The organism is Shewanella sp. KT0246 (genome assembly GCF_019654955.1).
Classification (GTDB): Bacteria; Pseudomonadota; Gammaproteobacteria; order Enterobacterales; family Shewanellaceae; genus Shewanella; species Shewanella goraebulensis.
Map to the genome: position 1 here is coordinate 89,561 of NZ_BPEV01000010.1, position 15,496 is coordinate 105,056.

Genomic DNA, 15,496 nt, shown 5'->3' on the forward strand with positions numbered 1-15,496 from the left:
TAATGGATAGCTCAAAGTCAGCCGGAAAATGCCCTGTCATGCATGGGGGCAACACCAATCAACAAAGCCAAGATCAGCTATGGTGGCCCAAGTCGCTTAACCTCGATATTTTGCATCAACACGATACTAAAACCGATCCTATGCCCAACAGTTTTAGTTATGCCGATGCGTTTAATGCATTAGATTTAGATGCAGTTAAGCAAGATTTAATTGAGCTAATGACCAGCTCACAATCCTGGTGGCCGGCCGACTGGGGACATTATGGTGGCTTGATGATCCGCATGGCGTGGCACTCAGCTGGGACATACCGTATTGCCGATGGGCGCGGTGGCGCAAGCCGCGGTAACCAGCGCTTTGCTCCTTTGAACAGCTGGCCTGATAACGGCAATTTAGATAAAGCCCGCCGCCTACTTTGGCCAATTAAAAAGAAGTATGGCGACAGTTTATCTTGGGCAGATTTAATGATTCTTGCTGGTAACATGGCTTACGAGTCAATGGGCCTTAAGATGTACGGTTTTGCTGGCGGACGGGAAGATATCTGGAGTCCAGAGAAAGATATTTTCTGGGGCGCTGAAAAAGAATGGCTCGCCTCCAGTGATAACGAAAATAGCCGTTATTCTGGTGAGCGAGATTTAGATAATCCATTAGCAGCGGTCATGATGGGGCTGATTTACGTTAACCCAGAAGGGGTCGACGGTAAGCCAGATCCAATTAAAACCGCCCATGATGTTCGCATCACCTTTGCGCGTATGGCCATGAATGATGAAGAAACCGTCGCTTTAGCGGCTGGCGGTCACACTGTGGGTAAATGTCATGGTAATGGCGATGCAGCGCAATTAGGCCCTGAGCCAGAAGCGGCTGAAATCGAAGATCAAGGTTTTGGTTGGCTCAATAAACAAAACCGTGGGATAGGCAGTGACACTGTCACCAGTGGTATTGAAGGCGCTTGGACAACAAATCCTACCCAGTGGGATAACGGATACTTTCACCTGTTATTAAACTACGATTGGTGGACAACCAAGAGCCCAGCTGGTGCATGGCAATGGGAACCAGTCAATATCAAACCTGAAGATATGCCAGTTGATGTTGAAGACCCAACTAAGCGCCATAATCCGATCATGACCGATGCCGACATGGCATTAAAATTTGATCCTGAATATCGAAAAATTGCCGAGCGCTTTTATAACGATCCCGACTACTTTGCCAAAGTGTTCACCCGAGCTTGGTTTAAACTTACTCACAGAGATCTTGGCCCTAAAGCTCGCTACTTAGGTAATGATGTGCCAAATGAAGAGCTAATTTGGCAAGACCCAATCCCTAGTAATCCTCATACTCTCAGTGAAACTGAAATTAATGGGCTTAAAGCGGCTATTTTACAAAGTGAGTTAACGGCGGCTGAACTCATTACTACCGCATGGGATAGCGCCAGAACCTATCGTGGTTCTGATAGACGTGGTGGTGCAAATGGCGCTCGTATTCAACTTGCGCCGCAAAACCAATGGCAAGGCAATGAACCTGAACGGCTTAATAAAGTTCTCGCGGCATTAGCAGCGATTAAAGCACAAAAGAATTCATCCATTTCGATGGCTGATTTAATTGTGTTAGCCGGTAGCTGCGCTGTTGAACACGCAGCTGCTCAAACAGGCGTTAATGTGTCAGTGCCATTTAGCCAAGGTCGAGGTGATGCAACCGCTGAAATGACAGACGCTGAGTCATTCGATGTTCTTGAGCCCATTCATGATGGCTTTAGAAACTGGTTAAAGTCTGACTATGTTGTGACCGCTGAAGAGCTATTGTTAGAGCGCAGTCAACTCATGGGGCTTACTGCAGCAGAAATGACGGTATTAATTGGTGGCATGCGAGTATTAGGCACCAACTATGGCGGTGAAACTCATGGCGTGTTCACTGATAATGTCGGTAAGCTAACTAACGACTTTTTCGTTAATCTCACTGATATGAACTACGCTTGGAAGCCTGTTGCTAACAACCTCTATCATATTGTTGAACGAGAAAGTGGGGTTCAGAAGTGGACTGCGACACGTGTTGACTTAGTCTTTGGTTCTAATTCCATCTTACGTGCTTATTGTGAGCATTATGCGCAAGATGATAATAAAGCCAAGTTCGTCAATGACTTTGTTGCCGCATGGGTCAAAGTGATGAATGCCGATAGATTTGATTTATAATTTATTGGATTAAGCTACCCGCGCGAGCCCCCTTATGCTCGCGCGGGTTCTATTCTCTAAGGACAGTATTCAGTAAAGCTAGTATTCTCGTAAAGATAGTATTCTAGCGCAGATAGTATTAACCGTTATCTTGTTTAACCATAATCTAATACCTCTCAATATATCCTGCTAAACCGTTTTAAAAATTCACTAAAGTGCCAGTTTCATTAAGTTGATTCATCACAATATAAACCCTACAGAAAGGGCTAATGCTCCTGCTGCAATACTAATGAGTGATGGGACTTTTAATTGCGGTAACTGCAGTGTAATCACCACCCCACTGATAATGCTAAATGCTAAACTTATCCCAAACAGGATAGAAAATACTTTGAAAAAAGACCCAGCAAACCCTTTATGAATAATTAATAATTGCATCAAAAAGTCATGTTCTTTGATGTGAATTTCTAAAGTATTCGGATCATCAGTCTTGGCTAAAATCACCTCTTGTCGATGCCCGTACCAATCATGCACGCCTTCCCAATAATAATCTTCTGGCAGCGGTAAATGTGACTTCCCTTCTAAGAAGTTAACCACAAACTTTTTAGCACTTTGCTCGTTATCAGGCCAGCCTTCAGTTGTTGGCACAAAGTATTCGATATCTTTGCTGACTTCACCTTTAATATCAAAAAAGTACAACATACCTGTGATGATATAAATCAGGGTAATGGGCAGAAAAAAACACGCAATATAACCGTGTAACTTCATCCATAACAATCGTGTTTTTGCTTTCATTCTTGTCACCTATCAAACTAAAAAACGGTTATGGCAAACGCCATAACCGCGACAGTCATTTAAACAAAATTAAAATTGATAACTTAGCGACACTCTGATGTCACGACCAGCTTCATACAAACCCGCTACGCCTTCCCAGCCAGGAATATCGTTATAATCGCCGACACTCGAATGGTCACGATAGTGCTCATCAAATAAGTTTTGAACCGCAAGGTTTACTTTAAGTTGATCACTGTCTAGTGGTAGCCATTGCACATAAATATCATGGACGTCATAGCTTGGTTTATCGATAAACTGTGTCTGATCGATCCAGCCGATCTCAACGCCTCGTTGCAACACTTCGATATTGTTCAGATCATCAACATACATGAAGTTCCAGCCTAGCTCCCAGCTATCAGATAATAGGTAGCTGACATTTAATCCCCATGTATCACCACGGGCATTGGCTAAACCAATATGCTCATAGCCTTCTACGGTATTGCCGTTTAGCTCAGAATCATTGTTACTGTAACTAGCAACAACATTCAGGCCGTCATACCAATAGTTTGCCTTCAGCTCAAAACCTTGCATTTCAAGCTCGCCGACATTTTCATAAAATACACCACGGCCAATTTGATCTAATATCACATTATCAATATTACTTTGATAAACCGATGCAGTTACTTGCCAATGGTTGTCGCTGTAGGTTAAGCCTATTTCAGTATTGTCCACTTCTTCCGCTTTTAAATCAGGATCTATTGATACCCAATCTGGCGCTTGCTCTAAGGTAAAGGCATCGCCGACTTCTTTGCCGCGCATGGCTTCTGCATAACCAACAGTTAATAACCAATTATCATTAAACTGATAATTCAAACCAATATTTGGGCTAACACCGTCACTGTCGGTTTCATTTTGATAAGTGGTTTGCTCTAAGTCATATTGATCGTAACGTACACCCACACTCAACAATAAAGCATCGGTGATTTGCCAATGGTCTTGGATGTAAATACCCAGTACTTGGCCTTCTTCTTCGAATTTACCGACACTGGCATCCCATGCCCAATCTTGCCAGATAGCATCCTCTGCTAAGTATTCACTAGAGACTTCGTCTTGGCGCAGCTCAAATCCATAGGTCAAGGTATGACTGCCAACTAGCGATACATTGCGAATATCAAAACCATAGGTCGTCATGTCTCCACCGTATTTCCCCCAGCGATCGTACCTGTCTTGCTCAACGCTAGCACTGGTATGGTATAAGCTGGTTTCAAGGTTCACATATCGGTTAAGGTTAAATTGATGGTTCAGCACAAAGGTGGTTCGATCACCTTCGATAGGAAATAAAGTGTCGCCCTCTAATGTCGGCCAGTTTGGACGTGCGCCAAAGTCACCTTGTTCATTACGCTGCTCAACACTGATGCTCAGTTGCTGATTTTCAGTTAACTCACCATTCAGTTTGAAAAAGCCTAATTGCTGCTCAGCTGCCGTGCCAAACAACTCGTTACCAGCACCGTCTTCCATGTTTTCTCGATCAACATAAACATAAGACCCCATAGCGCCCCAGTTATCCGTCAATCTGCCATATAAAGTCCCGCTGGCTTGATAACCATCATTGGTGAAATAACCCCCTTTAACTGTGCCACCAAAGCGTTCATCAGCTGCAAGTAGATCATCAACATTTTTGGTTTTAAAGCGAATGGCACCACCTATCGCTCCTGCACCACTGGTCGCTTCACCAGCGCCCGCTTGCACATCGACTTCTTTTAATAATTCAGGGGAAATAGCCACACGGCCTATGTGATGAAATAGTGTTCCCGTTTGAGGAGCACCATCGACGGTAATATTGAGTAAGGTATCTTCAAGACCACGGATATAGATTTTTTGCGCAATCCCAACTGAGCCACCGACAGATACAGAAGGCACAAGCCTAAAAATATCTGCAAGATCATTTGCTTGAAACTTTTCTAGTTCTTGCGGTGTAATGACGGTGTTAGTGGTTTGTCCTACCACTGTCATTTTCTCTATCGAGGCTAAGCTTTGCTCCTCTTCAGATTCAACCGCAATGGCTTGGGGGCCAAATGTGGCTAGCGCAACGGCTACTACCAATGGTTTAAGCGTCATTGGTGATCTAGTGTTTTTCATAATTCGCCTTTATCTACATCCAAAAGTTAATGCGAATTATTATCATTTACTAACATTTACGATAGTACTTTTACAATTGTTACATTTGCACAATATCCACTTCGTTATAACTGAGCCACAACTGAGCCGTTAGCTCCTACAATGCATGCATAAAGCGTTAGCACTTAAGCTTTACACTTTAGGTAAGACAACTGTCATACAAAGCCCACCATCGATACGATTATCTGCTGTGACTTGACCTCTGATTGCCAATAGCTGCCTTTTAGCCAAGGCTAAACCTAATCCGAATGAGCTACCATCACGCTCTCGTGATTTATCGACTCTGAAAAAAGGATTAAAAATGGTGTTCAATAGATGATGTGGAACCCCAGGCCCTTGATCTTCAATAGTGATTAGATATTGATATCCATCATCTTTAAGCTTCACCATCACACTTTTTCCATTGGGTGTATAACGCAGTGCATTACGAAGAATATTCTCGATTGCCTGACCTGCCGCGCGGTGACTTGAGTGCTCAATCAATGCGCTTGCGGGGAGTTCACATTGAATGTCCACTTTCGGGAATTCAAACTTAGCATCATCAATGACCACATCAAGTAAGTCAGTTAACTCCAGTGATTCACTTTGAAGTTTGGGCTGCTCATTCTCAAGCCATGCAAGGGTTAAGGTGTCTTCTACTAGCTTACGAATATGTTTCGATTCTCGGCTAATGCGATCAAAATGCGCCGAAGGTGCTGAGGTTTCGGCCGATGCTAGCGCAATATCTAAGCGTGTTAATGGGGTACGCAATTCATGGGATAAATCCGCAATAAGTTGCCGCTGGCTAATTAATTGCTCCCCGATGCGAATGGCCATTTGATCAAACGCGAGGGCTAAATCAGCAAACTCGTCATTTCGGTTTCCCATCAAGGTCGCAGCTCTAACATCATAATCACCTGCACTAAAATGACGAGTGGCTAATTGCATTTGTTGTAACGGCCGCATGATGTAGCGATAAAGAAAATACGACAATAAGGCTAATAAAATCGTTGGCACAATGATTTGCATTGTAGCCTCTGTATATTGCCAATAGGTACCGGGTCGCATTCTATTAGGGAGTTGGATCAGTAAACTCGTTTGACCTTGGCTAAATGGCAACTCCATTACTGGGTTTTGTTCAAAATATAAATGGATTTTCCAATCCACGCTGCGCCCTAAGTTATACCCGGTATAAAAACGCTCTTTTAACTTATCTCCGGCGATATGCTCGATGTCATAGCTGGCAATGGTAACCCAAGTATTTTCTTGAGTTTGTAGCTCATTTAACCAAGCGTTTAATTTATCTAAATCACCTGCTTGATAAAGCTGTTCAGCTTTTTCTCCCCACTGGGTTAGTTGCTGGCGATCTTGCAGCGCCAGTAAACTCATCCCTTCTTCTGTTCGAGTAGTGAGATGGTTAATTAAGTAAAATAGCGCAACAACGCCCGTGGCAATGACTAAGCAAAGCTTCCAAAATAATCGACGATTCATATGCAGCAGTATCCTTTTCCATGACAGGTGGTAATACGCTGGCCGGGGCCTTGAGCTTGATTAATTTTTTTTCGCACACGGCTTAAATGCATGTCTAAACTGCGGTCATAAGCGCTAATACTGCGATTTAGCACTTTTTGATACAGGTAAGCTTTACTGAGCACTTCACCTTGATTCAGCATCAATTCCCATAAGAGCTTAAATTGAATCGGGGTAAAATCGAGGATCAGGCCATCTACTGCAACCTGTTGCGATTTGGCATCAACTAATAAGTTTTCAAGGGTCATTTGCTGCAATAGCACAACCCTGTCTTCGGGTGAGCTGCGTCTTAATAACGCCTCTATACGAAAGAGTAATTCTGTCGTGCTAAAAGGTTTAGCCACATAATCGTCAGCGCCTTGACTAAAGCCTTGAATCCGCTCTTGCTCAGCCCCCTTTGCCGTCACCATGATCACTGGAGTTTGAGAGGATTTTCGTAAAATATTAAGTAATGAAAAGCCATCTCTTTTAGGGAGCATGACATCTAATAAAATAAGCTGATAATGATCTGACGATGCTTTAATTAATCCTGTTTCACCATCAAAACATTGCTCAACTTCATATCCTTTTTGGCAAAGAAGCTCTGCCAGTTGATTGTTTAATTCTTGGTCATCTTCAATGATAAGTATCGTCACGTTATATCCATAATCACTGGTTAAATAAAAGCCATTATTTAGTCAGTGTATTTCATCCGCTATAGGTAACTCTATAACTGACAATGTAAATAATGATAATTTAAGAGAATTAGAAATAACAAATAGATAATGGTGCGACAAAATAACAGGCGTGTGAGAGTGTGGTATAGAGTTAGCTGGATACTGGCTAATTGCTAACGGCTAACGGCTTTAGTATCCTTTTAAAATTCCTCGTTAAACCGATGGTCAGCACTACTGATAGTAACTGACCACCCAGTTTCATATTATGAATGAGCAATGTATTGCCATTCATTTTTGATGCAATCTATTGAGCAGCCAATTTACGCGCTTGATGCAGTTTCTTATAGCTTTCAATCAAGCGTAAATGAGGCTCAATGCCTTCAAGGTTGATGCTGGTTTCAGTTAGGCCATAGAATCTCACTTCACCTGTTACGCTACCAACCACATTTTGCATCACTTCTTCGCCGAACATACGGGTAAAGTTATGGATAAAGTGCTCAAGTTCCAGCTCTTCATCTAACTCAACTTCTAATACAGCATTAACAGCTTGATAGAATAAGCCACGCTCAACCGTATTATCGTTAAATTGCAGGAAGTCTTCGACTAACTCAAGGGCTTCTTCAAGAGCACCTAATGCAAGGTAAATTAAGATTTTTAACTCAATAATCGTTAACTGTCCCCAGACGGTATTTTCATCAAACACAATACCAATCATGGTGCGAATGTCAGTGTAGTTATCTTGCTGACTTTCATCTAAACGGTTAACCAAATCCACCAGCTCTTCATCAGATAAACGATGCAGATTTAAAATATCTTCACGATAATCTAAGGCTTTATTGGTGTTATCCCAAATCAGGTCTTCCACAGGGTAAACTTCAGAAAAATCAGGGACCAACATACGACAAGCTGATGCACCTAACTGGTTAAACTCAGCGGTATACACCTCTTTACCTAAGGCTTCTAAGATGCCGAATAAGCCGTTTGCCTCTTCTTCAGATGTACCTGAGAAGTCCCATTCACAGAATTCATATTCTGAATTGCTGCTAAAGAATCGCCATGAAACCACACCGGTTGAGTCAATAAAGTGCTCAACAAAGTTCTCTGGCTCACTCACTGCCATGCTGTTAAATGTCGGCTTTGGCACGTCATTTAAGCCTTCAAAGCTGCGGCCTTGCAGTAACTCAGTAAGGCTGCGCTCTAATGCCACTTCAAAGCTTGGGTGGGCGCCAAATGAGGCAAATACGCCGCCCGTTTTAGGGTTCATTAAGGTCACGCACATCACTGGGAATTCACCACCAAGTGAGGCATCTTTTACCACGACAGGGAAACCTTGCTCTTCTAACCCTTTAATACCCGCAAGAATGCTTGGATACTTTTCTAATACGGCCATTGGTACATCAGGAAGGACAATTTCTTGCTCAATGATTTGGCGTTTAATGGCTCTTTCAAAGATTTCAGACAAGCACTGCACTTGGGCTTCTTGCAGGTTATTACCTGCGCTCATGCCGTTACTTAAAAATAAATTTTCAATCAGATTTGATGGGAAATAGACCGTTTCACCATCGCTGTGACGTGTGTAAGGAATCGTGCAAATACCGCGCTCAATATTGCCTGAGTTAGTATCAATCAAATGCGAGCCATTTAACTCTTCATCTGGGTTATAAATTTCAAGGGTGTACTCGTCTAAAATGCCTTGTGGTAAAGCATCGTCTTCTTCAAGTTCAAACCACTTTTCATTGGGGTAATGAACAAACTCGCTGTTGGCGATCTCGTTGCCAAAAAACTGATCGTTATAGAAGAAGTTATTGTTTAAACGTTCAATGAACTCGCCTAACGCTGAGCATAATGCACTTTCTTTGGTTGCACCTTTACCATTGGTAAAACACATTGGCGATGCTGCATCACGAATATGTAATGACCACACGTTAGGGACGATGTTGCGCCACGATGAGATTTCAATTTTCATCCCAAGATCAGCCAGCATCCCGGTCATATTTTTAATGGTTTCTTCAAGCGGTAAGTCTTTACCTAAAATGTAGGTAGACTCATCACCATCAGGTTGTCCCATTAGCATGGCGTTCGCATCACTATCGAGGTTTTCAACCGTTTCTATTTTAAATTCAGGGCCTGTTTGCACGACCTTTTTTACCGTACAGCGGTCAATGGAACGCAATATGCCGGTACGATCTTTCTCTGAGATATCATCAGGCAGTTCAACTTGAATTTGAAAAATCTGGTTGTAACGATCTTCAGGGTCAACAATGTTGTTTTGCGATAGGCGAATATTGTCGGTCGGAATATCACGTGCTTTACAATAAACCTTGATGAAGTAAGCCGCACATAACGCAGATGATGCAAGGAAGTAATCAAACGGACTTGGCGCTGAACCATCACCTTTATAGCGAATAGGCTGATCGGCCGTAACCGTAAAATCGTCAAACTTGGCTTCGAGCCTTAAGTTATCGAGAAAGTTAACTTTGATTTCCATTGAATACACCCACAACTTGCTTAGCTAATATGTTTAAATCAGCGCTAACGATCGCGCCTATCTATCGAATTGGGTGAATTATCGGTGTTTTTGCTCCATTAGTCTTGGATTAATTAAAATAAAACTCGATTGTGGCTGATTATCCGCTATTTTCCGCCATCAGCTACAATCAAATATCCAATGCTTGTACTGGCCTATCAACTTTGGCATAGCTCAAGCGTGATAATCTGGTCGTCGTATGATAACTATCAAGCCCCGACACAGCTGCGGTATTTATCGACTCGATATCAATATAACCATCATCTTTCACCGCGATGTTATCCACTAATACATGGCTGACTTCGCCAATCACCAATATCGTATTGTTGATAGTTAATGGCGTCATCTCCCGCACTGACAGCGAAAACTTTAGCTGGCTTTGTTGAACAAATGGCGCAGCAACTCCATCAATATAGGTTTCTGTAAGCCCTACTGCATCAAACTCTGAAATAGCATCATCGTACCTAGCCGAAGTTTGGTGTGCCTGCTGATAAATATCTGCCGATACGTGGTTAATGGTGTAAATCCCAGTGCGTTTGATATTGGCTAAGGTATTTCTGGGAACAGCTTTATTGTCAGCGTCGTTGATGTTTGCTTTTTTGAGGGTGTTTTTTGCTGGAGGCTGCACAGCGGTTGGGCGAATGATCATACCGACTAACGCAGGTGATGCGCCAATGTGAAACACCGAGCTTATCATCGCCAAATTAGTGATGCCTTGCTCGTCAATTGTTGCCACTAAATTGGCACTTTTAAACCCTGATAAGCTATTGATAAACCTTGCTCGTTGACGATCTGCAAAGCCATTAATGTCTGCTGAACTGAAATGCTTAATTGCCATAATATGGTGACGTTTCCTGTAAGTTGTAAAATAAATCCAAGCGAGACTGAGCCCTGATTTAAAGTAAAAGTTCTCGGTGCCAATGCGTTGAGACTGAGATTGAGATTGAGATTGAGACTGAGCATTAGACTGAGCATTAGATATTATCTAAATTGGCTAATAACCCGTGGGCATGCTTAAGTATACGAGCCCTGTCAGCCTCTGGTTTTTTAAGCCAATTGGCGTACACCATTCTAGTGCGAGGGTTGGCATTAAAACTGTGTTGATGCTTATCCATAAAGTGCCAATACATCGAGTTCAGCGGGCACGCATCCTCTGTGTCAATTTGATTCACCTTGTAGTGGCAGTCTGTGCAATAGTCGCTCATTTTTTTAATATAGTTACCGCTAGCGGCATAGGCTTTTGAGCCAACAATGCCACCATCAGCAAACTGGCTCATCCCTCGGGTATTGGGCATTTCAACCCACTCAATCGCATCAATATAAATACCTAAATACCACTGGTCTACTTCATCCGGATGAATGCCAGCAATCAGGCAAAAGTTACCCGTGACCATTAAACGCTGAATATGATGAGCATAGGCATAATCGAGGGATTGTTTAATGGCATGATGTTGACAATTCATCTTGGTATTAGCGTCCCAAAACCAACTGGGCAAAGCTTGGGTAGCATCTAAATGGTTTAACTGTTGATACTCGGGCATATTGGCCCAATACACGCCACGGACAAATTCACGCCAACCTAAAATTTGACGAACAAACCCTTCAATTTGAGCTATTGAGATGGCACCCTCTGCTTGGCGATAAGATGCAATCGCGGTGTCGACCACATGTTGTGGACTGAGCATTTTGCTATTAATGGCAAAGGATAGCCGAGAGTGGTATAGACTCCATTGTCGCTGAGAAAGCAAGGTATCAAGTTGGCCTGTCATCGCATCTTGAAATTGGCCAAAACGCACTAAACAAACGCGACAAAAATGCACTAATAAATCCTGTGCCTCCTGACGTGTTACTGGCCAAAGCAAGGTCTGTGACATGTTACCTATGGTGTGAATGTCATGGCGTTTTAGCCGTGCAATTATTTCGCTAACATCATGACTAAAGACTAACGCTTCGGGTACATGTTCAAAGTCGGCAGGAGTTAACTTTTTCCTGTTTTCAGCATCATAGTTCCATTGCCCACCTTCTGGATTGTCTCCATCCATCAGTAAATTAACGCGTTTACGCATCTTGCGATAAAAGTGCTCTAAACGGTGTTTCTTACCTGCTTTGAAGTACTCATTGAGCTCTGAATCAGATAAATAAAAGTGTTCAGTTTCGTAGGCTTGAGTCGTAACGCCTGTGTTGAAATGCATGTCATTCGCTAACTGCTCTCGCAGGCGATACTCATCAGGCCGCTGATACTCAAACTGTGTAGCTTGGTATTGCTCAATCAGGCTATGGAGTAATTCAGGTAAATCTGTAAATGACGCAGTGTCATCTAACGTTAAATAGCACACACGATGCCCAGCTTGCTGCAGTGCTTTAGCAAAGGCGGCCATTGCCGCAAAAAAAGCACACACCTTTTGCCCATGATGACGGGTGTAGTTTGTTTCTTGTTTTAGCTCAGCAATAACATATAAAGTCTCTGGACAGGTCTGGCGAAACCAAGAGTGTGACGCATTAAGTTGATCGCCTAAAATCAGTCGTAATCGATTGGCTGTTTTCATGACGTTTCCTTTTTAACTAATGGCTTATTAGCTAATTCAGCCTTAGTCAGTTTTGTATTCACGAGTAAGCTATTTGCGGGTAAGGTTTTCGCTAAGCTTGCATTAACTGATCGTCTTTCACCCGCACAGCGCTTAGAGCAGAACTTCACATTAGGCCAATCCCGTTTCCATTTTTTACGCCAGCTAAATGGTCGCTGACACACTAGACATATTTTGTCTGGTAAGGTGCTTTTTATCCCTTGTGATTTTCTCATCAACCCTGCCTAACATGTCGCTGCAACAAGCGTTGGGCCTCTTGCTTGACTTGAGGTCGGCTGCGCCATTGCCACAATAGGCTTTGCGCCGCTTTATAGCTTTGGCTTAGGTCGACGATTGGCTCAGGGTATTCAATACCGAGTTGCACTTGATGCATCATTTGCTCCATTGGTGACAACATCCAAGGTGAATGCACTAAAGGAGCTGGAATATCTTCCAGTTCAGGTAACCATTTTTTGACAAACTCGCCATCAGAATCTTTTTCGATACCTTGCTTTACAGGGTTATAAATCCGAATGGTATTGATGCCAGTAACCCCAGCTTGCATTTGGAATTGGCTGTAATGGATCCCTGGCTCAAAGTCTAAAAACAGCTGGGCAAGATGCTGCACACCTAAACGCCAATCAAGCTGTAAATGATGGGTCAGAAAACTCACTAACATGGCACGCATTCTAAAGTTGATGTAGCCCGTGTGAATTAAACATCGCATACACGCATCCACCATAGGAATACCTGTTTTACCGGTTTTCCATGCCTCTAACTTGAGCATAGCAGCGACCCCTTCGGCTCGTGGTAAATCAATGTAGCCACGATTAACTGGTCTAAACTCCATTGCTGATTCACTTTCAAACTTTTGGATAAAATGGCAATGCCAGTGCAGCCTTGAGCTTAACGCCACCAGACTGCGCCGCCAGCCTTTGGTGTTCCAGTGTTGTAAAAGTTGCTGGTATACCTGACGCAAACTTATATTGCCCCACGCCAAATATGCCGACAGGCGTGAACAGTGGGTTTGGCTTAACAGTGGGCTCGATAATGAGTACGCATAAGATTGGCCACGCCCTTCAAAAAACGACGTTAGCGTTTGCCAAGCTGATTGTTCGCCACCATATTGAAATGTGCCTATAGCGTTGGGCAGCGAGGCAGCACATCGACTCAATGAACCTTTCGCTTCATCATCAATCAGCCAATCAATTACCGATAAATCAATATTTACCAAGGGCGCACGCATGACCTTTTGCCAGTGCTTGTCCCAATTTTGCCTATCAGATAAACCTCGTATCACTGCCGCATAGGGTGTTTCATGCCAATCAATGCCTTGAATCTCACACCACTGCCCTACTTCAATGTCACGTTCAAAGGTACTATTAAGCCCCACCTCTTGATGTGAATATAACGCCGATATACCAAATTGCTGATGTAAGTCTGTTAAGGTTTCTGTCACGTTATCAAGGCTGCAACGTAACGCACCTTGAGGGACTCGGTGCTCGATATCCTGCAAGGATTGCTTAATAAACTGTAAGTGGCGAGCGGAAGTGTGTTTGTCGTTAACGACTATGGGCTCAAAACAATATAAAAGTAATACAGGCAAACCCGAATTAATTGCCTCCAATAAAGGCGCGTGATCAGACAAGCGTAAGTCTCGTTTAAGCCACACAACCGCTATAGGCATTAGCCAGCCTCCTGATGTTCTTGTGGCCAATCGGCAGCATCAAGGCTATCTAAGTTTAACGCTAGCTCTTGCTGCCATTGCTCGCCCAACCAATGGCGAATAAAAACATGCTGAGGGTCGTACATGGCTGTTTGTTTTTCGATATTGAAATGGCGACCACCACGTGGATCGACACCAACGCCAGCAATGTACTGCCAGTTTCCCCAGTTAGATGCCACATCATAATCAATCAGTTGTTGCTCAAAATAGGCAGCGCCATAGCGCCAATCAAGGCCTAATTCATTCACTAAACAACTGGCTACAATCTGTCGCCCACGGTTAGACATGTAACCCGTCGTATTAAGCTGTTTCATGCAAGCGTTGACCAAAGGATAAGGAGTATTACCTAAGCACCATTTTTTAAATCGCTCAGGGAAAAAACTTGTCAGAGGCATGACTGTTGCTTGGCCTTTGAAATTAAATAACTGCGGGCCATGTTGCCAAGCAAGCCAATGAAAATACTCCCGCCAAAGCAGTTCAAAGCCTATCCAGTATGTAGAGTCATTCGCGCCATGTATGCGCTCATATTGCTTTAGCTGTGACCATAACGCCCTTGCCGACACATTACCGAAAGCGAGAAATGGACTGAATTTAGTCGAATGTTCAAAGCCATCGAGTGCATTACGAGTTTGTTTATAGTCGCTGGCATAATGACTCGAAAAATAATGCTCAATATGCTTATTAGCCGCCTTTTCACCGCCAGAAAATATAACGGAAGATGTCGCTTGAAACTGACTGAAGTCGGTTTCATATTGGCTAACTAAAGTGATTGGGTGTGGCGAAATACCATTGAAGGTATCGCAAGGTAACTCCACTGCTAACTTCGCCTTTTCAACTTTACGGCGAAACTGCGAGAAGCTGTTCATTGCATCAATATAAGGCGTCATTTGTTGTTGATTGAACAAACCATTATTCCACTGTGCAAGTAGAGTGACATCTGGCAGGTTTTTACCTATTTGCTGCCAAGATTGCCTTTCATCCCAGCCCACTGATTTACTGTAACCTAGCGCATTTATGCGGTTTTGTTCGGCCAACTGAGTAACCACTGCAACAGGATTACCAAAATATAACTGCAATGAGTGCCCTAATACACTGAGCTGTTGTTGAAGGTCTGCCAAGGATTGCAGTAAAAAACTGAGTTTGTGTGGCCCCATTGATTGCTGCTGGTAACATCTTGGTGTAAACCATTGCTCATCAAACACATAGGCAAAAGCCAAACTTGGCGTTTGCTGGTTTGAGCGACCACCATGCTGCACTGATTGCGCGTGACGCAATAACGAATTCAGCGCCACGTTGTCGTGTAAGCGAAGGTCTTGAGTAAACACAAATAAGCAGCGATTGTCTGACAAAACACACCCTAGAGATTATTCAAACATGCTATTGATACGAAGCGCACACCTGAA

At 43.2% G+C, this 15,496-nt stretch carries 10 protein-coding genes and 1 pseudogene; 1 reads left to right on the forward strand and 10 read right to left on the reverse strand.

The features are described from left to right. Window positions 1–2: 2 nt before the first annotated feature. Complete coding sequence (gene katG / locus K5Q58_RS06790) at window positions 3–2,183, forward strand: catalase/peroxidase HPI (RefSeq protein ID WP_220753190.1); 2,181 nt, start codon at window positions 3–5, stop codon at window positions 2,181–2,183. A 219-nt stretch (window positions 2,184–2,402) separates the two neighbouring features. On the opposite strand, the gene K5Q58_RS06795 is transcribed toward katG, so the two are convergent. From K5Q58_RS06795 to K5Q58_RS06840, 10 genes and pseudogenes are all read right to left on the reverse strand, one after another. Further along, the gene (locus K5Q58_RS06795) at window positions 2,403–2,954 is read right to left on the reverse strand and encodes a PepSY domain-containing protein (protein ID WP_119969140.1); all 552 of its coding nucleotides are present in this window, start codon (window positions 2,952–2,954) and stop codon (window positions 2,403–2,405) included. Window positions 2,955–3,023: 69 nt separating this feature from the next. Beyond that, the gene (locus tag K5Q58_RS06800; protein ID WP_220753191.1) at window positions 3,024–5,072 is read right to left on the reverse strand and encodes a TonB-dependent receptor; all 2,049 of its coding nucleotides are present in this window, start codon (window positions 5,070–5,072) and stop codon (window positions 3,024–3,026) included. 171 nt (window positions 5,073–5,243) lie between these two features. Continuing rightward, entirely contained in the window at window positions 5,244–6,581 is a 1,338-nt protein-coding gene (locus K5Q58_RS06805) for a sensor histidine kinase (RefSeq protein WP_192022170.1), read from the reverse strand. Further along, window positions 6,578–7,255 (reverse strand): response regulator transcription factor, encoded by a 678-nt coding sequence (locus K5Q58_RS06810; protein ID WP_080915005.1) that lies wholly within the window; start codon window positions 7,253–7,255, stop codon window positions 6,578–6,580. The genes K5Q58_RS06805 and K5Q58_RS06810 overlap by 4 nt, the downstream gene beginning before the upstream one ends. Before the next feature lie 325 nt (window positions 7,256–7,580). Then, window positions 7,581–9,764, reverse strand: a complete 2,184-nt coding sequence (locus K5Q58_RS06815) for an OsmC domain/YcaO domain-containing protein (protein ID WP_220753192.1) — start codon at window positions 9,762–9,764, stop codon at window positions 7,581–7,583. Between the two features lie 169 nt (window positions 9,765–9,933). After that, entirely contained in the window at window positions 9,934–10,641 is a 708-nt protein-coding gene (locus K5Q58_RS06820; RefSeq protein ID WP_220753193.1) for a flavin reductase family protein, read from the reverse strand. Between the two features lie 136 nt (window positions 10,642–10,777). Then, the gene (locus K5Q58_RS06825) at window positions 10,778–12,349 is read right to left on the reverse strand and encodes a cryptochrome/photolyase family protein (protein ID WP_220753194.1); all 1,572 of its coding nucleotides are present in this window, start codon (window positions 12,347–12,349) and stop codon (window positions 10,778–10,780) included. 107 nt (window positions 12,350–12,456) lie between these two features. Continuing rightward, a pseudogene (locus K5Q58_RS21125) lies at window positions 12,457–12,603 on the reverse strand (DUF2256 domain-containing protein); the annotation flags it as partial. Beyond that, window positions 12,603–14,054, reverse strand: coding sequence for a deoxyribodipyrimidine photo-lyase (locus K5Q58_RS06835; protein ID WP_220753196.1), 1,452 nt, complete (start codon window positions 14,052–14,054; stop codon window positions 12,603–12,605). The gene K5Q58_RS06835 and the pseudogene K5Q58_RS21125, both read right to left, overlap by 1 nt. Continuing rightward, window positions 14,054–15,442, reverse strand: coding sequence for a DASH family cryptochrome (locus K5Q58_RS06840; protein WP_220753197.1), 1,389 nt, complete (start codon window positions 15,440–15,442; stop codon window positions 14,054–14,056). Before K5Q58_RS06840 ends, K5Q58_RS06835 begins: the two co-directional genes overlap by 1 nt. Window positions 15,443–15,496 lie beyond the last annotated feature (54 nt).